At 68.1% G+C, this 23,156-nt stretch carries 26 protein-coding genes; 10 read left to right on the forward strand and 16 right to left on the reverse strand.

Going from position 1 to position 23,156, the window contains the following annotated elements; all coding sequences use genetic code 11:
* Positions 1-108 precede the first annotated feature (108 nt).
* Both EIK80_RS19370 and EIK80_RS19375 read right to left on the reverse strand, forming a co-directional pair.
* Entirely contained in the window at positions 109-984 is an 876-nt protein-coding gene (locus EIK80_RS19370) for a TraB/GumN family protein (RefSeq protein WP_233586887.1), read from the reverse strand.
* 112 nt (positions 985-1,096) lie between these two features.
* Positions 1,097-2,125 (reverse strand): 2'-deoxycytidine 5'-triphosphate deaminase, encoded by a 1,029-nt coding sequence (locus tag EIK80_RS19375; protein WP_125158660.1) that lies wholly within the window; start codon positions 2,123-2,125, stop codon positions 1,097-1,099.
* A 178-nt stretch (positions 2,126-2,303) separates the two neighbouring features.
* Between EIK80_RS19375 and metZ the strand changes: the two genes are divergently transcribed.
* Together metZ and apaG are read left to right on the forward strand one after the other, a co-directional pair.
* Positions 2,304-3,488 (forward strand): O-succinylhomoserine sulfhydrylase, encoded by a 1,185-nt coding sequence (gene metZ, locus EIK80_RS19380; RefSeq protein ID WP_125158661.1) that lies wholly within the window; start codon positions 2,304-2,306, stop codon positions 3,486-3,488.
* Entirely contained in the window at positions 3,469-3,933 is a 465-nt protein-coding gene (apaG, locus tag EIK80_RS19385; protein WP_125158662.1) for a Co2+/Mg2+ efflux protein ApaG, read from the forward strand. The genes metZ and apaG overlap by 20 nt, the downstream gene beginning before the upstream one ends.
* 72 nt (positions 3,934-4,005) lie before the next feature.
* Here apaG and EIK80_RS19390 read toward each other — a convergent pair whose 3' ends face one another.
* The 4 genes from EIK80_RS19390 to EIK80_RS19405 all read right to left on the reverse strand — a co-directional run bounded on the left by EIK80_RS19390 (position 4,006) and on the right by EIK80_RS19405 (position 8,168).
* A complete protein-coding gene (locus EIK80_RS19390; protein WP_125158663.1) occupies positions 4,006-4,917 on the reverse strand; it encodes an Hsp33 family molecular chaperone in 912 nt (303 codons plus the stop codon).
* Between the two features lie 56 nt (positions 4,918-4,973).
* Positions 4,974-5,909, reverse strand: a complete 936-nt coding sequence (gene argF, locus EIK80_RS19395; RefSeq protein WP_125158664.1) for an ornithine carbamoyltransferase — start codon at positions 5,907-5,909, stop codon at positions 4,974-4,976.
* A gap of 69 nt (positions 5,910-5,978) precedes the next feature.
* The gene (locus EIK80_RS19400) at positions 5,979-7,193 is read right to left on the reverse strand and encodes an aspartate aminotransferase family protein (protein WP_125158665.1); all 1,215 of its coding nucleotides are present in this window, start codon (positions 7,191-7,193) and stop codon (positions 5,979-5,981) included.
* A gap of 153 nt (positions 7,194-7,346) precedes the next feature.
* Positions 7,347-8,168, reverse strand: coding sequence for an ABC transporter permease (locus EIK80_RS19405; RefSeq protein WP_125158666.1), 822 nt, complete (start codon positions 8,166-8,168; stop codon positions 7,347-7,349).
* 239 nt (positions 8,169-8,407) lie between these two features.
* On the opposite strand from EIK80_RS19405, the gene gcrA reads away from it, so the two are divergent.
* Positions 8,408-8,929 (forward strand): cell cycle sigma 70 cofactor GcrA, encoded by a 522-nt coding sequence (gcrA, locus tag EIK80_RS19410; RefSeq protein ID WP_125158667.1) that lies wholly within the window; start codon positions 8,408-8,410, stop codon positions 8,927-8,929.
* A gap of 64 nt (positions 8,930-8,993) precedes the next feature.
* Here the strand turns inward: gcrA and EIK80_RS19415 are convergent, their stop codons facing one another.
* Complete coding sequence (locus EIK80_RS19415; RefSeq protein ID WP_125158668.1) at positions 8,994-9,473, reverse strand: hypothetical protein; 480 nt, start codon at positions 9,471-9,473, stop codon at positions 8,994-8,996.
* A 36-nt stretch (positions 9,474-9,509) separates the two neighbouring features.
* Between EIK80_RS19415 and xseA the strand changes: the two genes are divergently transcribed.
* From xseA to EIK80_RS19435, 4 genes are all read left to right on the forward strand, one after another.
* Positions 9,510-11,036 (forward strand): exodeoxyribonuclease VII large subunit, encoded by a 1,527-nt coding sequence (gene xseA, locus EIK80_RS19420; protein ID WP_125158669.1) that lies wholly within the window; start codon positions 9,510-9,512, stop codon positions 11,034-11,036.
* Between the two features lie 28 nt (positions 11,037-11,064).
* A complete protein-coding gene (locus tag EIK80_RS19425) occupies positions 11,065-11,280 on the forward strand; it encodes a DUF2093 domain-containing protein (protein WP_125158670.1) in 216 nt (71 codons plus the stop codon).
* The gene (locus EIK80_RS19430; RefSeq protein ID WP_125158671.1) at positions 11,265-12,116 is read left to right on the forward strand and encodes a M23 family metallopeptidase; all 852 of its coding nucleotides are present in this window, start codon (positions 11,265-11,267) and stop codon (positions 12,114-12,116) included. Before EIK80_RS19425 ends, EIK80_RS19430 begins: the two co-directional genes overlap by 16 nt.
* A gap of 132 nt (positions 12,117-12,248) precedes the next feature.
* Entirely contained in the window at positions 12,249-12,767 is a 519-nt protein-coding gene (locus EIK80_RS19435) for a response regulator (RefSeq protein WP_125158672.1), read from the forward strand.
* Here the strand turns inward: EIK80_RS19435 and EIK80_RS19440 are convergent.
* Positions 12,764-13,711: a lysophospholipid acyltransferase family protein gene (locus EIK80_RS19440; RefSeq protein ID WP_125158673.1), complete on the reverse strand. Its 948-nt coding sequence runs from the start codon at positions 13,709-13,711 to the stop codon at positions 12,764-12,766. The two genes, EIK80_RS19435 and EIK80_RS19440, sit on opposite strands and share 4 nt — an antisense overlap.
* A 125-nt stretch (positions 13,712-13,836) precedes the next feature.
* Here EIK80_RS19440 and EIK80_RS19445 point away from each other — a divergent pair, with 125 nt between their 5' ends.
* Entirely contained in the window at positions 13,837-14,226 is a 390-nt protein-coding gene (locus tag EIK80_RS19445; protein WP_125158674.1) for a helix-turn-helix domain-containing protein, read from the forward strand.
* Between the two features lie 42 nt (positions 14,227-14,268).
* Positions 14,269-15,105, forward strand: coding sequence for a histidinol-phosphatase (hisN, locus tag EIK80_RS19450; protein WP_125158675.1), 837 nt, complete (start codon positions 14,269-14,271; stop codon positions 15,103-15,105).
* Here hisN and EIK80_RS19455 read toward each other — a convergent pair.
* From EIK80_RS19455 to EIK80_RS19475, 5 genes are all read right to left on the reverse strand, one after another.
* Positions 15,080-16,063, reverse strand: coding sequence for an alpha/beta fold hydrolase (locus tag EIK80_RS19455; protein WP_125158676.1), 984 nt, complete (start codon positions 16,061-16,063; stop codon positions 15,080-15,082). The two genes, hisN and EIK80_RS19455, sit on opposite strands and share 26 nt — an antisense overlap.
* A 6-nt stretch (positions 16,064-16,069) precedes the next feature.
* Positions 16,070-16,378 (reverse strand): SCP2 sterol-binding domain-containing protein, encoded by a 309-nt coding sequence (locus EIK80_RS19460; protein ID WP_125158677.1) that lies wholly within the window; start codon positions 16,376-16,378, stop codon positions 16,070-16,072.
* Between the two features lie 90 nt (positions 16,379-16,468).
* The gene (locus tag EIK80_RS19465; protein ID WP_125158678.1) at positions 16,469-17,116 is read right to left on the reverse strand and encodes a hypothetical protein; all 648 of its coding nucleotides are present in this window, start codon (positions 17,114-17,116) and stop codon (positions 16,469-16,471) included.
* Positions 17,113-18,009: a class I SAM-dependent methyltransferase gene (locus EIK80_RS19470; protein WP_125158679.1), complete on the reverse strand. Its 897-nt coding sequence runs from the start codon at positions 18,007-18,009 to the stop codon at positions 17,113-17,115. Before EIK80_RS19470 ends, EIK80_RS19465 begins: the two co-directional genes overlap by 4 nt.
* 58 nt (positions 18,010-18,067) lie before the next feature.
* Positions 18,068-18,910: a class I SAM-dependent methyltransferase gene (locus EIK80_RS19475; protein ID WP_125158680.1), complete on the reverse strand. Its 843-nt coding sequence runs from the start codon at positions 18,908-18,910 to the stop codon at positions 18,068-18,070.
* Positions 18,911-19,142: 232 nt separating this feature from the next.
* On the opposite strand from EIK80_RS19475, the gene EIK80_RS19480 reads away from it, so the two are divergent.
* Positions 19,143-19,604: an Hsp20 family protein gene (locus EIK80_RS19480; RefSeq protein ID WP_125158681.1), complete on the forward strand. Its 462-nt coding sequence runs from the start codon at positions 19,143-19,145 to the stop codon at positions 19,602-19,604.
* Positions 19,605-19,679: 75 nt separating this feature from the next.
* On the opposite strand, the gene EIK80_RS19485 is transcribed toward EIK80_RS19480, so the two are convergent.
* From EIK80_RS19485 to gpmA, 3 genes are all read right to left on the reverse strand, one after another.
* Positions 19,680-20,942, reverse strand: a complete 1,263-nt coding sequence (locus tag EIK80_RS19485) for a pentapeptide repeat-containing protein (protein ID WP_125158682.1) — start codon at positions 20,940-20,942, stop codon at positions 19,680-19,682.
* A gap of 100 nt (positions 20,943-21,042) precedes the next feature.
* Positions 21,043-22,302, reverse strand: a complete 1,260-nt coding sequence (locus EIK80_RS19490) for a pentapeptide repeat-containing protein (RefSeq protein ID WP_125158683.1) — start codon at positions 22,300-22,302, stop codon at positions 21,043-21,045.
* Between the two features lie 93 nt (positions 22,303-22,395).
* Positions 22,396-23,109, reverse strand: coding sequence for a 2,3-diphosphoglycerate-dependent phosphoglycerate mutase (gene gpmA / locus EIK80_RS19495; protein ID WP_125158684.1), 714 nt, complete (start codon positions 23,107-23,109; stop codon positions 22,396-22,398).
* Between the last annotated feature and the right edge of the window lie 47 nt (positions 23,110-23,156).

Raw genomic sequence — 23,156 nt, forward strand, 5'->3', positions numbered from 1 at the left:
ACTCGGTGAGTCGCCGCCGCGAGAACGAGGACTAGAATTTGTGTAACCGCACCAAGTGTCCACTAGATGTGGTGCGGCGCGTTGCCGCGCGGCGGAGCTGCGACAGGTTCACTGCAGCCTCCGGACGGCATAGCCGCGCGCCTTCATCAAGGCCGGCAACCCTTCGCTTCCGGCCATGTGCAAGGCGCCGACGACCACGAGATCGGTCCCCCGTCCGAGGCGCATCGCCGCGTCCAGCCGGTCGGCCCAGGCCAGGTTCCGCCGCAGCAGCAGGGCCTGATAGAGCGCCGGCCGGTCGGCCTTCATGGGGGCGACCAGGGCCGAGCCCAGGCGGGCGATGTCGCCTTTCAGCCAGGCGCGCTCCAGGTCCACGCCGCCGCGCGGCGGCGACAGCTGCTCGCGGGCGACGTCGTCCAGATAGGTCAGCTCGGCCTGCTCGGGCAGGTCGGCGAAGATGCGCAGCTGCTGTTCCAGCGTCTCGAAGGTTTCGATCGGCTTGTCCGCCATCCGCGCGCGCTGGGTGGTGGCGACATCGACGCCGCTGGCGACGCTGGCGCCGGCCCGGGTCATCGGGGCCACCGACAGCATCATCGCCGCCGCCCAGGGCCGCAGGCGCTCGACGCGCTCCAGCGGCACGCCGTCCCGATCCAAGACGGGACGCAGGGTGGCCAGGGCTGTCGGCGAGAGCTTCTGCGTCAGGGAGCGGTCGGGATCGACTCCGTAACGATCGACCAGAGCCTTGATCCGGTCGGGGCCGACATCGGCCCGCGTCTCGAACCACACCCGGTCGGCGGCGGCGTAGGCGTGGTCGAAGGCCCGGGTCCGCCAGCGCACGTTCGGACCCAGGACGTGCATCGAGCCGAAGAGATAGACGACCGAGTCCCTGTCGCGGACTTCCCACATCGCCGGCGCCGCGTGGGCCGCGCCGACACCAGCCGACCAGGCCAGTCCCGCTACGATCGCCGCACGCGACAGACGCTTCAATACGCTACGCAACATCCACCAAGACCCGACCGATACTGGACCTTGAGGTAAGCGTGAGTTGGTTAAGGCGCGAGTGAACGCGCCCCGCGACCTAACGCCTCAGCGCGCGCGATCAGCTCCAGGCCTTGAAGTGCTTGGACAATTTCAGGCCCTGGCGCTGGTAGTGCGAGCCGCCTTCGCCGTACAGCCTGACGGGGCGCGCGGTCAGGGGTTCATAGACCAGCCGGGCCACGGTCTGGCCGTCCTCCAGCAGGAACGGCGTCTCGTGGCTGCGGACTTCCAGCACGCCCTTGGAGCCGGTGGCCAGGGCCTCCTCGGTGCCGAAGCCCGGGTCGAAGAAGCCGGCATAGTGGACGCGGAACTCGCCGACCGACGGGTCGATCGGGGTCATCTCGGCCGCTTCCAGCACCGGGATCTCGATGTTTTCCTTCGAGGCCAGGATGTAGAACTCGCCCGGATCCAGCAGCAGTTCGCCATGGCGAGCCTCCAGCGGCTCCCAGTAGTCACGCGGGTCGTGGCCGTCCTCGTGATCCAGGTCGACGACGCCAGCGTGACGGCGGCCGCGGAAGCCGACCAGGCCGTTCAGGCCCGGCGTCAGGTCCACGCCAACACTCTTGATCGACAGCTTGGCCGGTTCGCCGCGCTTAAGGCGCAGCTGGTTCAGCCGCGTGCCGGACCGCACGAGCACCGAGAAGGTCTGCGGCGCGATCTCCATGTAGAGAGGGCCGTCATAGCCGGCGTCGACGTCGTCGAAGGCGCGGCTGTGGTCGGTCAGCAGACGCACGAAGACATCCACCCGGCCGGTCGAGCTCTTGGGATTGCCGCGCGCCGAGACGTTGCCCGGCAAGGCCAGGCTCTCCTGCAGCTCGGCGATGTAGACGCAGCCCTTCTCCAGCACCGCGCCCTTGGTCAGGTCCAGCTCGTGCATGGCCACGTCCTTCAGACGCTCCACCACACGGCGGCCCAGGCCGGGCAGGAACGAGGCGCGGACACGCCAGGCGCGCGCGCCCAGCCGCAGGTCCAGGCTGGCGGGCTGCACCTGATCGGTGTCGAACGGCGTGGCCGAGGTGATCGCCTCTTCGGCGATCAGGTCCTCGATGGTCTGGCAGGGCAGAATCCCTGCGGCGTGGGCGTCGGTCATCGGCGCGACACTCGCCAAACCGCGCCACAAAGGCAAGGCGAGAGAGAAAGCCGTTCGCCCGTGACAATGTGATTTTCGCCCGTGACAATTCTCCGCTCGCGGACGGGGCGTTCAGGCTTGACCAAGCCCCCCTCGCCGCTCCTTATGCCGGCGGTTTCAAGCGTAGAGAGGCAGGCCCGTGGCCGAGGATCCAAAAGACTGGGACGTCGCGACGAAGCTCATTCGTGGGGGGATCGCGCGGTCGCAGTTCATGGAGACCGCCGAGGCGCTCTATCTGACCCAAGGCTTCACCTATGACAGCGCCGAGGGCGCCGACCGCCGCTTCTCCGGCGAGGATCCGGGCTTCGTCTATTCGCGGTTCAACAACCCGACCGTGAAGATGTTCGAGGACCGCCTGGCCCTGCTGGAAGGCGCCGAGGTGTGCCGCGCCCAGGCCACCGGCATGGCCTCGATCCACTCGGCGCTGATGGGCCTGGTCCGCGCCGGCGATCACGTGGTGGCCGGCCGCGCCCTGTTCGGCTCGTGCCGCTGGATCATCAGCGAGTGGCTGCCGCGCTTCGGCGTCGAGACCACCTTCGTCGACGCCACCGACCCGAAGGCATGGGAAGCGGCGATCCGGCCGGGCACCAAGGCCGTGCTGATCGAGACGCCCTCGAACCCGGTCCTCGAAATCACCGACATCCGCGCCGTCTCGGAGATGGCCCATGCGGTCGGCGCCAAGGTCATCGTCGACAACGTCTTCGCCACCCCGATCTTCCAGCAGCCGCTGGAGTTGGGCGCCGACGTCGTGGTCTATTCGGCCACCAAGCACATCGACGGCCAGGGTCGCGTGCTGGGCGGGGCCATCCTGACCAGCGAGGCGATCAACGAGGAGTTCTACCGCGACAGCCTGCGCCACACCGGCCCGTCGCTGTCGCCGTTCAACGCCTGGGTGATGCTGAAGGGTCTCGAGACCCTGGATCTGCGCGTCCGCCGTCAGGCCGACAGCGCCTTCGCCCTGTCCAACACCATCGCCGAGCACAAGAAGGTGCAGCGGGTGCTCTATCCGTTCCGCGCCGACCATCCCGGCCACAATGTCGCCAAGGCGCAGATGAGCGGCGGCGGCACCGTGATCGCCATGGACCTCGGCTCGCGCGAGGCGGCCTTCAAGTTCCTCAACGCGCTGGAGATCGTGGACATCTCCAACAACCTGGGCGACGCCAAGTCGATGGCCACCCACCCGCCGACCACCACCCACCGCTCGGTGCCCGAGGAGCAGCGTCCGTCCCTGGGCGTGACCGAGGGCGGCGTGCGCCTTTCCGTGGGGCTGGAAAGCCTGGCCGACCTTCAGCGAGATGTGATCCGTGCGCTCGATCAGGCGTGAAACCTCCCCGCCGATGCAGCGGATGCGCCGCCGTCGCGGCCAGGACGGCGCGGCCTACGAGGCTCGCACGCGCGACATCGTCGTGCGCGTCTTCGCGACCTACGCGGCCGAGGAATCCTCGCCCGACCAGGGTCTCTATCTTTGGTCCTACACGGTCGAGATCGAGAACCACGGGACCGAGACGGTGACCCTGATCTCGCGGCGCTGGTCGATCACCGACGGCTTCAACCGCGTGAATGACGTCGAGGGTTCCGGCGTGGTCGGCGAACAGCCGGAGCTGAAGCCGCGCGAGGCCTTCCGCTACGTCTCCAACTGCCCCCTGCCCACGCCGTCCGGCGCGATGAAGGGCAGCTATCAGATGGTCACCGACCAGGGCGAGGTGTTCGAGGCCGAGATCCCGGAGTTCTCGCTGCACCTGCCGGGCGCGGCGGCGAAGCTGAACTAGGCTTCCAGGACCCCGACAAGCAAAAGCCGGCGCTCTTGCGGGCGCCGGCTTTCTTCGTCTTGGGCCGCGGCTTCAGGCCGCCGCCGGCGGATCCAGCTTGTAGACGCGCGAGCAGTACTCGCAGGTCACGTGGATCTTGCCGTCGGGTTCGACCATGTCGGCCACTTCCTCGGCCGAGAACGAGTCCATCACCACGCCGATCCGGTCTTCCGAACAGCGGCAGAAGGCGCGCATCGGCTTCTCCTCCAGCAGGCGCACGCCATCCTCGTTGAACAGCCGCCACAGCAGGGTCGGGGTCGAGACGGTCGGGTCGACCAGCTCGTCCTCGCCGGTGGTCTCGAACAGGGCCTGGACGTGCGTCCAGGCGTCCTGCGTGTCGCCGCGCGCCTGGTCGCCCGCGATGACCTGGATCAGGATGCCGCCGGCGCGCCACTTGGGCCCCTCGCCCGCATCGACCTGACCCACGGCCAGGCGCACGCGGGTCGGGGTCTGCTCCGACTGCTGGAAGTACTGCTCGGCGCACAGGGCCAGGGTCTCGCCCTCGATCGGCGTGACGCCTTGATAGCGATCCATGTCGGCGCCCTGGTCCAGCGTCATGATGAACACGCCGCCGCCCAGCAGCGTCTTGGCGCCGGGACGGGTGAACCCTTCCGAGACCTTGGCGACCTCCTCCGGATCGAACCGGCAATAGCCGCGCAGGCCGCCGCTGGTGTCGTAATCGACCACGACGTAGCGCACGGGACCGTCGCCCTGGGCCTGGATGATCAGGCGGCCCTCGAACTTCAGGCTGGAGCCGACCAAGGCGGCCAGCGCGCAGGCCTCGCCCAGCAGGTTGGCGACCGGCTCCGGATAGGCGTGGCGGGTCAGCACCTGATCGACGGCGTCGCCGAGGCGGACCACGCGGCCGCGCACGGGCAGGCCTTCGATCTGGAATGCGGAAACGACGTCGTCGAGGACGCCGGGATTGGGGGCGATGTCGGTCATGGGGAGGCTAGATAGGATGAGGGGGTGACAATTGCGAGGGCGCCGCCCCGACTGCCCTACCCGATCGCCCCGAACACCCAGGCCAGCACGGACTTCTGGGCGTGGATGCGGTTCTCGGCCTCGTCCCAGACCAGCGAGCGCGGGCCGTCCAGGACGGCGTCGGTGACTTCCTCGCCCCGGTGGGCCGGCAGGCAGTGCAGGAAGACGCCGTCGCTCGCCGCCAGGTCCATCAGGGCGTCGTCGACCTGATAGGGTTCCAGCGCGGCCAGGCGCTCGTCATGGTCGGTGTCGCCCATCGAGACCCAGGTGTCGGCCACCACGACGTCGGCGCCGGCCACGGCGGCCTTGACGTCGGTGGTCATGCTGACCCGGCCCTGCAGGCTCTCGGCGCGAGCCAGGTCGTGGAGATCGGCATGATAGACCGCCGGGCAGGCGATCTTCAGCGTAAAGTCCAGCAGCGGCGCGGCGTGGACGAAGCTGGAGCAGACATTGTTGCCGTCGCCGACCCAGGCGATCGTCTTGCCGGCGATCGGGCCGCGATGCTCCTCGATGGTGAGGATGTCGGCCATGATCTGGCAGGGGTGGCTCTTGTCGGTCAGGCCGTTGATCACCGGCACGGTCGAGACCTGGGCGAAGCGCTCGACGTCGGCGTGGTTGTTGGCGCGGATCATCACCGCGTCGACCATGCGCGAGAGCACCTTGGCGGTGTCCTCGATGGTCTCGCCCCGGCCCAGCTGCATGTCCGACGAGGTCGAGATGATCGCCGACCCGCCCAGCTGACGCATGGCCGCGTCGAACGAGAAGCGGGTGCGGGTCGAGTTCTTCTGGAAGATCATCGACAGCACGCGATCCTTGGCCGGCGCGTCGGCGTCGACCTTGCCCTGCGGCCAGCCCTTGCGAGCGGCCTTGCGGGCGTGGGCGTCGTCGAGCAGCAGGCGCAGGGTCGCGCCGTCCAGCTTCCACAGGTCGATGAAGTGCCGGGGGGTGGTCATCTTGGCCATGTCCCTAACGGTTCCGCCCGCCCCAGTGTCCTGGAGCGGGCGGCCAATACGTGTTGTCGCCTAGGCGGCGGCCTTGGCGCGGGCGACTTCGCAAGCCTTTTCCAGCTTGGAGATCGCTTCGCTGGCTTCCTCGACGGTCAGGTTCAGCGGCGGCAGCAGGCGCACGCAGTTGTCGCCGCCCCCCGCGATCAGCAAGTGCTGGTCGCGCGCCATCACCATGAACTCGCGGTTATTCGGGATAACCTTGATGCCGATCAGCAGGCCCTTGCCGCGGATGTCGACGATCACGTCCGGGAAGCGGTCCTTCAGGCCGTTCAGTTGCTGGGTGAAGTAGCCGGCGACGGTCTTCACGTTGTCCAGCAGTTCGGGCGTGTTGATCGCGCTGAAGGCCGCGATGCCGACCGCCATGGCCAGCGGGTTGCCGCCGTAGGTCGAGCCGTGCGTGCCCGGGGTCATGCCCTTGGCCGCCTCGTTGGTGGCCAGGCAGGCGCCGACCGGGAAACCGCCGCCCAGGGCCTTGGCCACGCACATGATGTCCGGTTCGCTGCCCGGCGCCCACTCGTGGGCGAACAGCTTGCCGGTCCGCCCCATGCCGCTCTGGACCTCGTCATAGATCAGCAGAACGCCGGCCTCGCGGGTGATCTCGCGCAGCTCCAGCAGCTGGGCCTCGGTCAGGGCGCGCGCCCCGCCCTCGCCCTGCACCGGCTCGATGATCACCGCGGCGGTCTTGTCGGTGATGGCGGCCTTCAGGGCCTCCAGATCGCCGAACGGCAACTGGCTGAAGCCCGGCAGGCGCGGACCGAAGCCGTCCAGATAGCTGGCGTTGCCCGAGGCGTTGACCGCCGCGTACGAACGCCCGTGGAACGAGCCGTCGAAACCGATCACCTCGATGCGGTCGGCCTGGCCATTGACCGCGTGATAGCGACGGGCGGCCTTCAGGGCGCACTCGATCGCCTCGGTGCCCGAATTGGTGAAGAACACCACGTCGGCGAACGTGGCCGCGCACAGCTTGTCGGCCAGCGTTTCCTGCTCGGGGATCGTGTAGATGTTGGAGACGTGCCAGAGCTTCTCGCCCTGGGTCTTCAGCGCCTCGACCAGCGCCGGGTGGGCGTGGCCCAGGCCGCATGTGGCGATACCGGCCACGCAGTCCAGATATTCGCCGCCGTCGGTCGAGAACAGGCGCGCGCCTCGGCCTCGCTCGAACGCCAGCGGGGCGCGGTTGTAGACGCCCATGATGTGGTGCTGCGAGGGGTTGGACGACGTCGCGGTGCTCAAGACCGGCCTCCCAAAAAGGAAAGAAGCCCCCGTGCGTGAGCACGGGGACCGGAAGGCCGCAGGTTGTCGCCGTGGAACGACGTCCTGTCAATCAACGGACTATGAAGGCCGCTGAAAAACCGATGAATTTCGAGCCTTCCCCGGACGGGGGCCTCAGCTTTTCAGGCGATATCCCGTGACGAACAGGCGCCAGCACCACAGGAACATCCCCGCGGTCAGCACGCCCATGCTGATCACGCCGATCAGGATCGAGCCGTCGGCGTGGCCGATAAAGCCGTAGCGGAAGCCGTCGATCAGATAGAAGAACGGGTTGAAGTGGCTGGCCGAGCGGAACGGCTCGGGCAGCTTGTCGACCAGGTAGAAGGTGCCCGACAGGAAGGTCATGGGCATGATCAGGAAATTGGTCACGGCCGCCAGCTGGTCGAACTTCTCGGCCCACAGGCCGGCCAATATGCCGGCCAGGCCCAGGATCAGCGAAGCCGTCACGGCGAAATAGACGATGGCCCAGGGGTGGGCCAACTGCAGGCCAGCGCCCGGCAGCACGCCGATGACCAGGGCGGTGACGGCCCCGACCACCACGCCGCGCGTCGCCGCGCCCAGGGCGAAGCCCAGCACCTGCTCCAGCGCCGACAGCGGCGGCGTCAGGAAGTCCGGCGTCAGGCCCATCATCTTGGCCTGGATCAGCGACGACGACGAATTGGCGAAGGCGTTGTTCAGGATCGCCATCATGATCAGGCCCGGGGCCACGAAATGGCCGAAGGTCACCCCGCCCACGGCCGGCCGGCTGGCGCCCACGGCGACCACGAAGACCAGCATGTAGAGTAGGGTCGTCACCACCGGCGCGGCCACCGTCTGGGTGCCGACCTTCCAGAATCGGCGGATTTCACGCTGGTACAGCGTGACGAACCCGGACCAATTCCAGCCGTGATAGTCGCGCGGCTGCGGCGGAATGACGCTGTCGGCCATGTCTCTCATACGCTCAACCCGTTGTGTTGCTTGGCCATGTGCGCCCTGGGGCGCCTTTCCGCAAGCTTGGGCTTGCCTGAATCAACATCTTGTTTCTGTGGACAGAGTCGTTACCGCCTATTGTGCGCCTTAACACATTCTTTACGATATCTAGTAGGACGACCGCCGGCGGGGCGGTTTGAGCACCAGATATGGGGTGAGGAGCGTGGGGACGCGCTTCACCTCCATCGAAACGGCGGAGACGGGTTATGAGCTGGACCGACGAACGGGTTTCGACCTTGAAAAAGCTCTGGCTGGACGGCCTTTCGGCCAGTCAGATCGCCAAACAACTGGGCGGCGTCACGCGCAACGCCGTCATCGGCAAGGTGCACCGCCTGGGCCTGTCGGGCCGCGCGGCCCCCTCGCAGCCGGCGCGTCCGGCGTTCAAGGCTCCGCGTCCGGCGCGTCCGGCCGCCCAGGCCATGCCGTCGGCCCCGCGTCGCGTGACGCCGGTCGAGGCGCCGTCGTCGGTTCCGGTGGCGTCCGCCCCCGCGCCGCTGCCGGCCTTCCGGCATGAAGAGCCGGGTTCGGCCACCGTGCTGACCCTGGGCGCGCACATGTGCAAGTGGCCGATCGGCGACCCGTCGTCGGAAGGCTTCACCTTCTGCGGCCGGCGCTCGTCGGAAGGCCCCTACTGCGTCGAGCACGCCCGCGTGGCCTATCAGCCGCAGCAGACCAAGAAGAAGGGCGGCGCCACCGAGCTCGCCCGTTCGCTTCGCCGCTACATCTAAGAACAACAAAAGTCTCTCAGGCGGCGGATCCCGGGGCGCTCACGCGCCCCGGGATTTTCCATTTCTAGAGCCAGCCGAAGACCAGGGCCAATCCAGCCAGCACCACCAGAAGGCCCGCCGCGATCGCCAGGATCGGCGGCTCGGGCTTGACCGGCGCTTCGGTGAGATTGGGCTCCCGCCCCTCCAACACCGCCAGGATGCGGGGCCATTCCTCAGCCATCAGCTGCTTCTTCAAACCGCCGGTCAGGAACCGGCTCGCTTGCGGACGGCCTAAGGCCAACAGGATCCGCTCACGCAGGACATCCGCATCGAAGCCGGCCCATTCGCCCGCGACCTGCATCAGGTTGAAGGCCAGCGCAGGGAAGACCTCGCGCTCGAAGATGTCGCGGACCTGATCCGTCGAGAAGCCGCCCTCCCGCGCCGCCCGGGCGATCGCCTCGTAGTCCTGGCGCTGCATCTGGGTGTCGAGAAACAGTTCGGACAGCGCGCACCACAGCGGCATCCGCGCCGTGATCTGATCCTCGCTGAGCACACGTTCGACCATTTATCCTCGCCCCGGCTTTGGCCTATCTAGAGTCCCATGAGCGATCTGCCGCCAAGCGATTCCAACGCCCCGCCCTATTCGGTCTCCGAACTGGCCTTCGCCCTGAAGCGCACGCTGGAGGACCGCTACGGCTTCGTGCGGCTGCGCGGCGAGCTGTCCAAGGTCACGCACCACTCCAACGGCCACGTCTATCTGACCATCAAGGACGACAAGTCCGCCATCGACGGCGTTGTCTGGAAAGGCAATGTCCGGGCCTTGAGCGTGCGGCCCGAGCACGGGCTTGAGGTCATCGTCACCGGCAAGATCACCACCTATCCGGCCGGGTCGCGCTACCAGATCGTCATCGACAGCATGGAGGCGGCCGGCGTCGGCGCGCTGCTGGCGCAGTTGGAACGCCTGAAGGCCAAGCTGGCCGCCGAGGGCCTGTTCGCGCCGGAGCGAAAAAAGCCGCTGCCCTCGATGCCGGCCGTGGTCGGCGTCATCACCAGCCCGACCGGCGCGGTGATCCGCGACATTCTCCATCGCATCCGCGACCGCTGGCCGTGCCAGGTGCTGGTCTGGCCGTGCGTCGTGCAGGGCGACGCCGCCGCCGTTCAGGTCAGCGCGGCCATCCGCGGCTTCAACGCCATCGCGCCGGGCGGCCCCGTGCCGCGTCCCGACATCCTGATTGTCGCGCGCGGAGGCGGTTCGGTCGAGGACCTGTGGGCCTTCAACGACGAGGCCCTGGCCCGCACCGTGGCCGAGGGGACCATCCCGCTGATCTCGGCGGTCGGACACGAGACCGACACCACCCTGATCGACTTCGTCTCCGATCGCCGCGCCCCGACCCCGACGGCCGCCGCCGAGATGGCCACGCCTGTGCTGGCCGAACTGCGCGCCCTGATCTCGGACTTCGATCGGCGCCTGAACCGCTCGGGCGCGCGCCTGATCGAGGATCGCCGCACGCGCCTGGTCAGCGCCGCGCGCGGCCTGCCGCGGCCGGACGACATCCTGGCCCTCGCCCAGCAGCGGTTCGACATCGCCTCCGGGCGACTGGACGCGGCCCTGCATCGCAACACCACCGTCCACGCTCAGGCGTTGCTGAAGGTCACCGCGCGCCTGACGCCGGAGGTGCTGACCCGGCAGCGCGCCATCAAGGCCGAGCGTGTCGGCGACCTTGGCCGTCGCCTGGACCTGGCCGCCCGCCGCGCGCCCGACCGTGTCGCCCAGCACGCTCGCCTGCCCGCCCTGTGGCAGCGCCTGAACGCGGCGGGAGACCGTCGCCTTCAGCGCGACGCAGAACGCCTGGCCGGCTTGGAAAAGCTGCGTCAGTCGCTGAACCCGGAACGACCGCTGGAACTGGGCTTCGCCCTGGTTCGCAAGGGCGACGGCACGCTGGCCCGTTCGGCGTCCGACCTAGTCTCGGGGGAACGGGTGAGCCTGAAGTTCAAGAGCGGCGACCGCGACGCGGTGATCGACGGCGAAGGCGGGTTTGTCCCGCCGCCAGCGCCGACATCCGTCCCCGCGCCGAGGCCTCGCCCCAAGCCGGCCGCGCCGCCCGTCGATCAAGGCGATCTGTTCTGAAGCCCCTTCCTGGCGTAGAGTAGAATTCATGAACGCTTTCGATCGTGATCTCGGCAAGTCCGACGGCTTGGCCGTCCTGCACTATGGGGACGGCGAGTACGCCGTGCTCAGCCCCGGCCGCTTCGTGCTGTGCGCCATCACCAACAAGCCAATCCCGCTGGAAGCCCTTCGCTACTGGAGCCCCGAGCACCAGGAAGCCTATGCCGGTCCCGCCGAGGCGCTGAAGCGTTGGCAAGGGGCCTGAGCCGCCGCGCGGTCCTCGCCGCGCTTCCGCTCTCGGCCGCCTTCACGACGACAGCCCGCGCCGCCGCGCCGGGCCTGTCGCTGACGGGCAAGTTCGTCCAGGGCGGCTATGCGGTGGGCCGAACGACGCCTCGCGCGGTGATCGATCTCGACGGCCAGGCGCTGACCACCGCCTCGGCCAACGGGTGGTTCGTGATCGGCTTCGACCGCGACGCCCTCCCGACCAGCAAGCTGACCGTCACGACGCCGGACGGCTCGGCCGTCGACGACCGAACGATCGCGGTCGGCGACTTCGACGTCCAGCGCATCGATGGCCTGCCGCCGCAACAGGTGACGCCGACCGACCCGGCTCTGCTGGAGCGGATCACCGCCGAGAACGCCCGCAAGGTCGCCGGCTTCGCCAGCCAGGCCGATCTCGAGGGATTTCGCGATGGCTTCATACTTCCGGTTGTGGGCGCGCGCCGTTCGGCCCGGTTCGGCGGCCAGCGCATCCTCAACGGCGAACCCAAGCGTCCCCATTATGGGGTCGATCTGGCCACCCCGGTGGGCGCGCCGGTGCGCGCCCCGGCCGGCGGCCTGGTGTGTTTCGCCGAGACCGGACTGCATTATGAAGGCGGTCTCGTGCTGGTCGATCACGGCCAGGGCCTGGTCACCGCCTATCTTCACCTGTCGAAAATCCTTGTTGCGACGGGCACTTACGTCAAGCAAGGACAGCTGATCGCCGAAACGGGCAAGGAAGGCCGCGCGACCGGGCCGCATCTGTGCTGGCGGATGAAATGGCGCGGCCGCAATCTCGATCCGTCGCTGCTGGTCGGCGCGGGCCCCTTCCGCGCTTGAGATTCTGCCATTTCGCCCCTGGCGCGAATTTCAATCCTTAGGTAGCTATGCCGCCGCATCGGGACATGGAGACGCGGGGGAGCGGCTTCGGAGTTCCGGTCTTCCCGTATGATCTGAGGAGGCGGCTTCCGCATGTCGGCGGCGTTCGAAAAGCTGCGCTTTCTGCTGGTGGATGACAACCAGCACATCCGGTCGATCGTCTCGGCGATCCTCAAGGGCGTGGGCGTTCGGCACATCCGTGAAGCCATGGACGGGGCCGAGGGCCTGCAGATCCTGCGCGACTGGCAAACCGACATCGCCATCGTCGACTTCAAGATGACCCCCCTGGACGGGGTGCAGTTCACCCAGCTGGTCCGCAACTCGCCCGACAGCGTCGACCCGTTCTTGCCCGTCATCATGCTGACCGGCTTCGCAGAGCGTCACCGTGTGTTCGAAGCCCGCGACGCGGGGGTGACCGAGGTGGTGGTCAAGCCGGTGACGGCCCGCTCGCTGCTGGACCGGATCAACACGGTGATCTTCCATCCGCGGCCGTTCATCCGTTCGGAGGACTATTTCGGTCCGTGCCGCCGCCGCCGCGTCGACCCCTACTATAGCGGCCCCTTCCGCCGCTCCGGCGAGAAGGACGCGGCCGCCGACACGCTGGAAATCTAGGCGCTGGCGGCTTGCGCCGCGCGCTCGCGGTCGGCCAGTTCGGCATAGACCTCGTTCGGCCAGCGGCGGTGGACCCAGAACCACTCGGCCGGCCGCTCGCGGATGCGGTCTTCCATGAAGGCGTTGATCATCCTCACCCCGGCCTCGATGTCGGCCGTGCGATTGCCCGTGTTGGGCGGGACGATCGGCGGGTGCACCACCGCCCGGAACCGCGCGCCCTTCAGCCGCTGCACGGACATCGGCTGCAGCACCGTGCCAAAACGGATCGCCAGGCGCGTCGGCGCCGGTGCGGTGCGGGCGTCGTGGCCGAAGAACGGGGCGGCCACGCCGCTATTGAACTTCTGATCGTTCATCAGGGCGACCGACCGCCCCTCCATCATGCCCTTCAGCAGTTCGCGGGACCCGTCGCCGCCCTTGGGCGCAAACAGGCGCACCCCGTAGCGGAAGCGGCTGTCGCGGATGCGCTTGTCGACATAGGGATTGTTGGCCGCGCGATAGGTCATCTCGCAGATCACGCCGCTGTCGACGATGGCCGCGGGCATAACCTCCCAGTTGGACAGATGGCCTGACACGAACACCACCGGCGTCTTCTGCTCGGCGATCTGCGCCAAGCGCTCGGCATTGACCACCTCGACCCGGCCGGTGGACGGCAGGATCCTGTCCATCAAAGGAAACTCGGCGAACGAGCGGCCCAGGCCCTCCCATTGCTCATCCAGAATCCGCGCATGCCAGGCGGCGTCCTTTTCCGGAAAGGCCAGCTTCAGATTGCGCGTCGCGACCTTGTGCGCGCCGCTGAGGGGTCCGAACGTGCGGCCCAGCCAGCCGCCGAAGTCCGAGGCGCGGTCCACGCCCATCAGACGCACGGCGCCGATAAAGAGGTCGAAGCCCAGGGCCTCCAACCGCCACAGAATGTCCTGAACCCAGGGCTGACGCTTATCCGACATAGGTCCTAAGTAGGCTGGCTCCCACGTCCCGCGCAACTTCGCTTCGCCCGGCACGCGACTTGCGGCTGTCAGCCTAGGTCGTTCCGTTTCGGGACGGCTCCAGAAAGCTAGGGGGCACGGCTTCCATGGGTAACGACATCGATACGCACCTGGGCAAACGCCTGCGTCGCCGCCGTCGTCTGCTGGGTTTGACCCAGCAACAACTGGCGGGCGCCGTCGGCGTGCGGTTCCAGCAGATTCAAAAGTACGAGTGCGGCGCCAACCGCATCTCCGCCGCGCGTCTGTGGCAGCTGTCCGAGGCGCTGGAAGTGCCGGTCGGCTACTTCTACGATGGTCTCTCGGACGTGCGCCGCGAGAGCGCAGGCGAGTCGGCCGAAGGCGGCGAGATGTTCGCCCGCAAGGAGACGCTGGACCTGATCCGCGCGTACTACCTGCTAGGCGAGCGTCCGCGCCGTCGCCTGCTGGACCTGGCCAAATCGCTGAACGGCGGTGGTCCCGAGCACGCGGACGCCTGACAACGGTAGCTTACGTGAGGCGGGGGCGCTAAACCCCCGCTCATGACGCTTTCCGCTGACCGGCTCACGGCGCTCGACGCCTTCATCATCGATCTGAACCGCGCGTCCGCGGATGCGATCTTGCCGCTTTTCCGGGCCGACCATGGCCTGGAGGACAAGGGAGCCGGCAAGAACCTCCCGCGCGACAGCCACGCGGCTTTCGACCCCGTGACCGAGGCCGACCGCGGCGCGGAAGCGGCGATCCGCAAGCTGATCGGCGAGCGATTCCCCGAGCACGGCGTGATCGGCGAGGAGTACGGCGAGGATCGCCCGGACGCGGAGTTCGTCTGGGTGCTGGACCCGATCGACGGCACGCGCGCCTTCATCTCCGGCCTGCCGCTTTGGACCACCCTGATCGGCCTGCGCCACCAGGGGCGCCCTGTGCTGGGCTCGATCGGCCAGCCCTATGTCGGCGAGCTGTTCATCGGCCATGCCGGCGGCTCGCGCCTGCTGGCGCGCGGCCAGGAGACGCCGATCAAGGTCCGCGAATGCGCCGACCTGACCGACGCCGTGATCGCCACCACCGATCCCGACGCCTGCTTCGACGGGGCTGAACGCGGCGCCTGGCTGCAGGTGCGGGCGGCCGTCAAGCTGGCCCGCCTGGGCTGCGACGCCTATGCCTACGCCATGGTCGCCATGGGCAAGATCGACATGGTCATCGAGGCGGGCCTGAAGTCCTGGGACATCGAGGCCGCCATCCCGGTGGTCGAGGGCGCCGGTGGTCTGGTCACCAACTGGCGCGGCGAACCCGTCGGCCCGAACGGCGGCCAGATGGTCATCTCCGGCGACCGCCGACCGCTGGACGAGGCCCTGGTCAGTCTGAAGCGTTCGGCGAAGTAATCGGCTCACGCGGCGCGACAGGGTCCACCGTCTCGTCGAAGGCCTTCCAGAACAGCGCCCGGCGGGGATCGGTCTCGATCAGGATCTCGTGGAACGCGCCCGGGACCTCGACATAGCGCCCCTTGGGGATGCGGCCGGCGATCGATTCGGCGTCGGCGTTCAGGACGCGGTTGTCGAGCTCGGCCCCGACGATGGTCACCGGAATCTGGATTTTCTCCACGCCCTTGCCGTCCCGCAGCCAGGCGCAGGCCGAGATGGCGAAATCGGCCCAGCCCCAGGTCATGCCGCCCAGGGCGATCTCGGGATCAGCGCGCAGCTGCGCCTGATAACGGTCGTAGCGCGTCTCGTCATGGGTCAGGCCGTCGGCCTGGAAGGTCTGGGTCAGAGGATCATAGGCGGCGGACACGTAGTCCCCAGCCCGACCGATCCGCGACATCGTCCAGGCCAGCGGCTTGGCCAGCCAGGGCGGAACGCCGGCCGTGTTCAGGCCCAGCATCGGCGCGGACAGCACGGCGGCGGCGAACCGCGTCTCGCCACGAGCAAGGGCCAGCATGGTCAGGCAGCCGCCCATCGAGTGGGAAACCGCGATCCAGGGCTTGGGCATCCGCGCCTCGAACGTGTCGAGCAGCGCCGTGTGGTCGGAGACGAAGGTCTTGAAGCCCCGGGCGTGCCCCCTGAGGCGGTCCGGCAGGCCGCGGGCCGACAGCCCCTGCCCTCGCCAGTCATGCAGCAGCACGGCGAAGCCGCGGCTCTGGAGGTCCTCGACGACCTCGAAATATTTCTCGATCGGCTCGCTGCGTCCGGGGCTGAGCACCACCGTCCCGCGCGCCGGGCCCTCCGGGAAAAACGTCGCGGCGCGGAGGGTCGCCCCATCCGCGCCGCGAAACCACTCGGCCTTGCCGTGATCGGGAACCGGAGCCTCGGGAATCGAGACCAGACGCGCCGGTTCTTCCGTCATCGCGGGTTAGCGCATCTTGGCGAACAGGGCGCCCATCTTGGGCTGCAGGGCCATGGCCGTGCCCATGTCCGACAGCTTCAGCTTGCCGGTCATGACCGCCATGGTCGGGTCCAGCGAGCCGGCGCCGATGGCCAGCAGATCGTCCAGGCTGAGCGTCATGGTCAGGTCAGCCGGCTTGTCTTCGTTGGTCACCGAGCCGCCATCGATGTGGATGACGCCGGCGTCCTTAAGGTCGAACTTGAGGCTCTTGCCGAGACCGCTGTCGTCGCCCACGGCGCCCTTGATGCGATCGGTGATTTCCTGAAGCGTGGCCATGAGCGCGATCTCCCTCTGCGCGAAAAAGTGTGGCGGATAGCTAGACCGGGCCGTCTCGATAAGTAAACACCGTTCAGACGACCCAGGGCCTTATTTCTTCCCGTCGTAGAACCCGACCTTAGTTGGCGTTTTTGTCAACTTTACCCGTACGGCGCCCTGATGGTCCGCGGGACGGAAATAAGGGACGTCCTTGGCCTGGGGCAGCGGCGCGCTGTGGCCGTCGGCGAAGACGATCGTCCCGCCCTCGGCCTTGGAGAAGGCGATCCCGGTCATCTTGGGCGCCATGAACGACATCGGGCCGGCGGCCTTGCCGATCACGGTGTTGGCCTCGTTGACCGTCGCGACAAGCTCGCGGGCGTCGTATTCGCGGGCGGGCGGCAGCTGCGTGCCGAAACTCATCATCGAGCCCAGCTTCATGTCGGCGGGCACATCCAGGACGATAGTCGGATCGCCCTGCATCTGGGCCAGGGTCGGCAGGCGGTCGAAATAGCCCTCCCCGTTGACCGGCAACGGCGTGCGCGCGCCGCTCTTCTCGACCAGAGTCGCCTTCAGGTTCGGCATCATCTGGCCGTCGTGACGGATGGCATAGGACAGCTTCACGCGCGCGCTCTCGGCCGGCGGGACCTTCAGGAACCTGTCCAGGAACGGCAGCACCTTGCCGGCCGGCGCGCTCTTCTCGGCGAAGGCCGGGGTGGCGGCCGCCGCCAACGCGGCGGCCAGGATCAGGGCGCGCTTCATTTGGGCTTCACGAACTTCAGGGTCATGCGGTCGCTTTCGCCGATGGCGTCATATTTGGAATGGTCGAAGCCAGGTTCGGCCGGCTCCCCCCGCGGGGCGGACAGGCGCGTCGGCGGCAGGGTCCACACACCGAACGGGTGGTCCTTAGTGTCCTTGGGATTGGCGTTGATCTCGCTGGTTCCGGCCAGGACGAAGCCGGCCTCCTTGGCCATCTGGATCACGTAGTCCTGCTGGACATAGCCGTCGGCGGCCAACACGTCCTGCACGCGCCCCGGCTCGCCGCGATGCTCCTCGACGCCCAGGATTCCGCCCGGCTTCAGAGCCGCCAGGGCGTCCTTGAAGGCCTTTTCGGCGATGCCGCCAGCCATCCAGTTGTGCAGGTTGCGCAGGAACAGCACGAGGTCCGCCGCGCCCGCCGGGGCCACCGGGCCGCTGGTCGGGCCGAAGGCGGTGAAGGTCACCTCGCCATAGAGCTTCTTCTTCTCGGACAGCTTGCGACGGTAGGCCTCGACGATCTCGGCCGCGGCCGGCTCCGACGGGTCGTCGGTCTGCAGTTCGGCTTCGTAGAGCTTGCCGCGGGTGTCGGCCAGGAACGGCGCCAGGATGTCGGTGTACCAGCCGGCGCCAGGCCAGAACTCGACCACCGTCTGGCCGGGCTTCAGCCCCCAGAACTTCAGGGTCTCGACCGGATGGCGCCAGACGTCGCGGGCGCGGTCGGCGGGCGGTCGCCAGTCGCCGGCCACGGCCGTCTCGACGGTCGCCGGCCCAGCCTTCTGGGCCGCCTTGGCCTCGGTCTTGGCAGGGTCGTTCCGCTTACCGCAGGCCGAGAGTCCCAGCGCGCCGACGCTCGCCAGGACTCCTCGCCGCGACCAATACCCTGCTGGAAACATCATTCCCCCGTAATGCAGCCAGCTTGCCGGCCGACCTTGACCAAAGTCGGGCGGACCGAACCTAGGCGGGCTTCCGGAAGCGCAGGGTCATGCGATCGCTCTCGCCGATCGCGTCGTACTTCGTGCGATCGAAATTCGGATTGGCGGGCTGGCCGCCGGGCGCGGTGCGCTTGGTCGGCGGCAGGGTCCAGACGCCGAAGGGGTGGTCCTTGGTGTCCTTGGGATTGGCGTTGATCTCGGACTTGGCGTCCAGCTTGAACCCGGCCTTCTCGGCCAGGGCGATCACGGTGGCGGTGTTCAGATAGCCGTCGGCGCCGGCGTCCTTTTCCGAGCGCGGATCGGCGCGGTGATCCTCGACGGCCAGCACGCCGCCGGGCTTGAGCACGGCGAAGAAGTCGGCGAACACCTTGTCGGCCATGCCCGGCGCCTGAGTCCAGTTGTGGACGTTGCGCGCGGTCAGCACGAGATCGGCCGAGCCGGGCGCGCCCAGCGGGCCCGACTGGGCGCCGAAATTGACGAACCGCGGCTGGCCGTACTTGGCCGGGTCGGCGAAGCGGGCCTCGAAGTCGGCGCGGCCCTTCTTGGCCCCTTCCGAGATCTTGGGATTCGACAGGTCGGCGACGCCGGCGACATAGGTCCCGCCGGTGGCCTTGGCGTAGGGGGCCAGGATCTCGGTCCAGTAGCCGCCGCCGGGCGAGATCTCGATCACGGTCTGCTTGGGCTTCAAGCCCCAGAAGGTCAGGCTCTCGACCGGGTGACGCGCGCCGTCGCGGGCGACGTCGCCGGCGGGACGGGTCGGCGAGGCGACGGCGGCCTGCAGGGCCGGGTCGGTCGAGGCGAAGGCGGCGGGCGCGGCCAGGGTGATGGCGGCGGCGAGCAACAGCATGTGGCGGCGAAGCGGCATGGGGGACGTGTCCTTCGGCGTAACGGAGGCCGCGACCTTAGCGGGGGGAGCCGGTGCGTCAAACGATTCACGTTCCGTGAGCTTGCGCCCCTTGAACCCCCAAATTCGCTCACCAACTAGTTTCACGAAGGCGCTGGACACCCGGGCCTTCCGGACCACCTGGCGACGCCGATTTCGGGTCGCCGACGGGACGAACATTCAAAGACCTTGCTTGATGAGAAGGATCTGACCCATGCGTACGATCGACCTTTCGCCCCTGTACCGCTCGCTCGTCGGCTTCGACCGCCTCGCCGACCAGCTGGACGCCGCCGCCCGCACCGAAGCGGCCTCGGGCTATCCTCCCTACAATATCGAACGCACCGGCGAGAACGACTACCGGATCGAGATCGCGGTGGCCGGCTTCAAGCCCGATGAACTGACCGTCGAAGTGAAGGAAAACCTGCTGACGGTCACCGGCCGCAAGGCCGCCAATGACGGCGACGCCAAGCAGTACCTGCATCGTGGCCTGGCCGAGCGCAACTTCGAGCGCAAGTTCCAGCTGACCGACTACCTAGTCGTTGTCGACGCCGACCTGTCGAACGGCCTGCTGTCGATCGCGCTGAAGCGTGAGCTGCCCGAAGCCCTCAAGCCCCGCACGGTTGAGATCAAATCGAACGCCGGCTCGACCCTGATCGAAGGCGAAAAGGCCGCCTAACGGCGCGCCTCTCCCAGGTCTCCCCTCAATCCCCTCTGAACTTGGGCGGCGCAGCGATGCGCCGCCTTTTTCCGTTCAGGGCAGCGAGAAATCCAGGCCCTGGACCTGGCTCAGATCCACCTGGCGGAAACTGGCCTTGGCCACCCGAGCGCCGGTGAAGTCCGAGCCGCGCAGGTCGGCGCCGTCGAAGACGGCTTCGCTGAGATCGGCCGCCTGGACCAGGGCGTAGCGTACGCGCGCGCCCTGCAGGTTCGACTGGGTCTGGCGCGTCGGTCCGAGCGGCAGCGGCGACAGGAAGGCCTGGCGCAGGTCCGCCTTGGTCAGATTGGCGCCGGTCAAACGGGCGCCGCGCAGATCCGCGCCGCGCAGATTGGCCGTGCGCAGGTCGGCGTTCTGCAGGTTCGCGCCCTGCAGCTGGGCGCCGGACAGATCCAGGCCCACCATGCAGGCGCCCTTGGCGCTCATCGCCGTCAGGCGCAGCCCCTTCAGCTTGTCGCCCAGCGGACGCAGGTCCTCGCCGTCGAGGCGGGCGGCCGCGCCCTCCTTGCCGCCGGTCTGGCACCAGCGCTGGTTGCCCAGGCAGCGATTGTAAAGTTCCTGAGCCTTGCCGATCGCCTCGCGGGTCACCGTGACCACCGCGCCGGTCATGCTGGCGCCGCTGGTGCGCGCCGTGGACGTGTCGACCCCGGCCATCACGGCGCCCGACAGGTTGGCGCCCTCGAGGTTGCAGCCCTTGACGTCGGCGCCGTCGAGGATGGCCCCGACCAGATTGGCTTCCTTGAGGTTCGCGCCCGACAGCTTGGCCCCCCTCAGCGAGCAGTCGCTGAAGTCGGCCTTGAACGCGGAGACGCCCTCGAACTGCGAGCCGTCCAGGGTGGCGCCGGAGAAGTTGACTTCGTCGACCTCGCCCTGGCGCGTCTCGTGACGCAGGGTGTCGAGGCCCTTGCGGGGGTGCGGGATGGCGATCTGGCCTTCGCGGAAGTCGGCCTGAGTCAGGTCGGCCTGGGCCAGGTTGGCGCCGCGCAGGCAGGCGCCGCGCAGATCGGCTCGGACCAGCGAGGCCTGTCGCATGTCGCTCTTGCGCAGGTCGCAGCCGAACAGGCTGGCGCGGTCCAGCTTGGTGCGAACCATGCGGCAGTTTTCGAGGACTGAAGCGGTCAGGTCCGCGTCGGTCAGATTTCGGAACGACAGATCTAGGCCCGACAGCTGCATGAAGCGTAGGGAGGCGCGTTTGCCGCCCTGCTTGCCGGTAACGAATTTCTCGTGCGCCGTTACGATCATGTCGAGCTCGGCCTGGCTCAGGCGACGACGCCCGACCACGCTTTGCGCGGCGTTCATAACGTTGGTTCCCCGTTAGGTGCTTTTCTGAGTTACGCGGACTCTAGCGACGAGGGACGAGCGAAGCGTTAAGCATGCGTCCTTTTGTCGCGATATTTTCCTAAATCACATCGTCCAGGCCACGCGCCGCCAGACGGATCGCGCCGGTCAGGTCGACATCCTTGAGCTGGGCTCCCGTAAAATTGGCGCGCGACACGTCGGCCCCGGCCATCCGGGCCTGGCGAAGGTCGGCTCGCGCCAGGTCGGCATTGGCCAGGATGGCGCCGGTCAGGTCCACGGGCAGCACCCGGTCGGCGGCGATCAGCAGCGGCCCCAGCTGGGCGTCGCGCAGGTCCGAACCGGTCAGCTTGGCGCCCTTCAGGCGCGCGCCGCGCAGATCGGCCCGGCGCAGGTTGCAGGCGCGCAGGTCGGCGCCGTCCAGCTGCGCTCCCTGCATCTGCACGCCTTCCATGTCGAGGCCGTAGAACACCGCGGCCTTGGCCGACAGGGCCGTCAGATTGAAGCCCCGGACCGAGCGCAGATTGCGCAGATCGGCCTTGTCGAACACGGACGGCTTACCCTCGGCGCCGCCGGTGTCGATCCACCGCGCGTGGTCGGCGATCATCTGCTCGTACGGCAGGTCCGAGATGCTGGTGCCCGACGGCTTGTCGGTCAGGGCCCCTTCCAGATTGGTGTCGTTGATGTTCCACGACATGGTCTTGGCGCCGACCAGCACCGTGTTGCGCAGGTCGGCCCCGGCCAGATTGGCGCCCGACAGGTCGGCCCCCGCCAGGTTCGCCCCGTTGAAATTGGCCTGCTTGAGGTTGGCGCGGACCAGCTTGGCGTCCTTGAGGATGGCGTCGCTGAAGTCGGCCTTGGTGGCGACGATGCCCGACAGGCGCGAACGTTCCAGATTGGCGCCCGACAGGTTGGCCCCCTTGGCGTAGGCCTCGCGCTGGACCGGTTCGATGACGCGGTAGCCTTCCTTGCGGTCGGCGGCGGCGATGGTCCCTTCGCGCAGGTCGGCCTCGAACATGTCGGCGCCGGTCAGGTTCGCGCCGCGCAGGCTGGAGCCGCGCAGGTCGGCGCGACGCATCGAAGCGTCGGTCAGCTCCGCCCCCTGCAAGTCCGCGCCGTAGAGATTGGCGTTGTCCAGCTTGGTCTTGCGCAGGTCGCAACCGACCATCATCGCACCGGTGAAGTCGGCGTCGCACAGATTGCGGCCGGTCATCGACAGGCCCGACAGATCGCAGAAGGCGAACACGGCCCGCGCCCCGCCCAGGCGGGCCGACCACAGGCGATCGTGCTTGGCGCAGATGACGTCAACGTCATGCTGCGTCAGGCGCTTGTATTCCTGTGTCGTGCTGGCGGCGGCGCTCATGTCTGGCATGGAATCCCGGATAGGGGATCACCATGCACAGAGCAAAATTAACGCCGTGTTTCCAAGGGCTTCTGTTGAAGCTTGACCAGAATATTACCCAACTTGGGGCAGAGATTCGGCCCGACTTTCGTCAAGGTAGCGGGCGCTGATCGGCTTGAGCTGGTCGTCCAGCTCGATGACCAGCGGATTGCCCGTCGGGATCTCGACGCCGACGATCTTGTCGTTCGGCACGTTGAACAGGTGCTTGACGATAGCGCGCAGCGAATTGCCGTGGGCCGCGATCAGAACCGTCTCGCCGGCCTTCAGATGCGGGGCGATGTCGCTTTCCCAGTACGGCAGAACGCGGACCAGGGTCGTGGCCAGGCTCTCGGTCGACGGCAGATCGGCGCCCTTGTAGCGACGGTCCTTGCTGAAGTCGTACTCGCCGCCCGGAGCCAGTTCCGGCGGCGGGATATCGTACGAGCGGCGCCAGACGGTGACCTGCTCGACACCGTGTTTCTCGGCCGTCTCGGCCTTGTTCAGGCCGGTCAGGCCGCCGTAATGGCGCTCGTTCAGACGCCAGTCCTTGGTCACCGGCACGAAGCTCTGCTTGGCGGCGTCCAGCGCCAGATTGCCCGTGCGGATGGCGCGGGTCTGGACCGAGGTGAAGGCGTGGTCGATCTGGATGCCGGCGTCCTTGATCAGTTCGCCGCCCTTCTTGGCCTGGGCCTCGCCCTCGGCCGTCAGGTCGACGTCGACCCAGCCCGTGAAGCGGTTTTCCAGGTTCCACTGGCTCTGGCCGTGGCGGAGCAGGACGAGGGTCGGCATCGGGCGGCTTCCTTCGCGGATCGGGGAGGTATGGGCGCGGGCTAAGG

It is taken from the genome of Caulobacter sp. 602-1, from assembly GCF_003931565.1.
Taxonomy (GTDB): Bacteria; Pseudomonadota; Alphaproteobacteria; order Caulobacterales; family Caulobacteraceae; genus Caulobacter.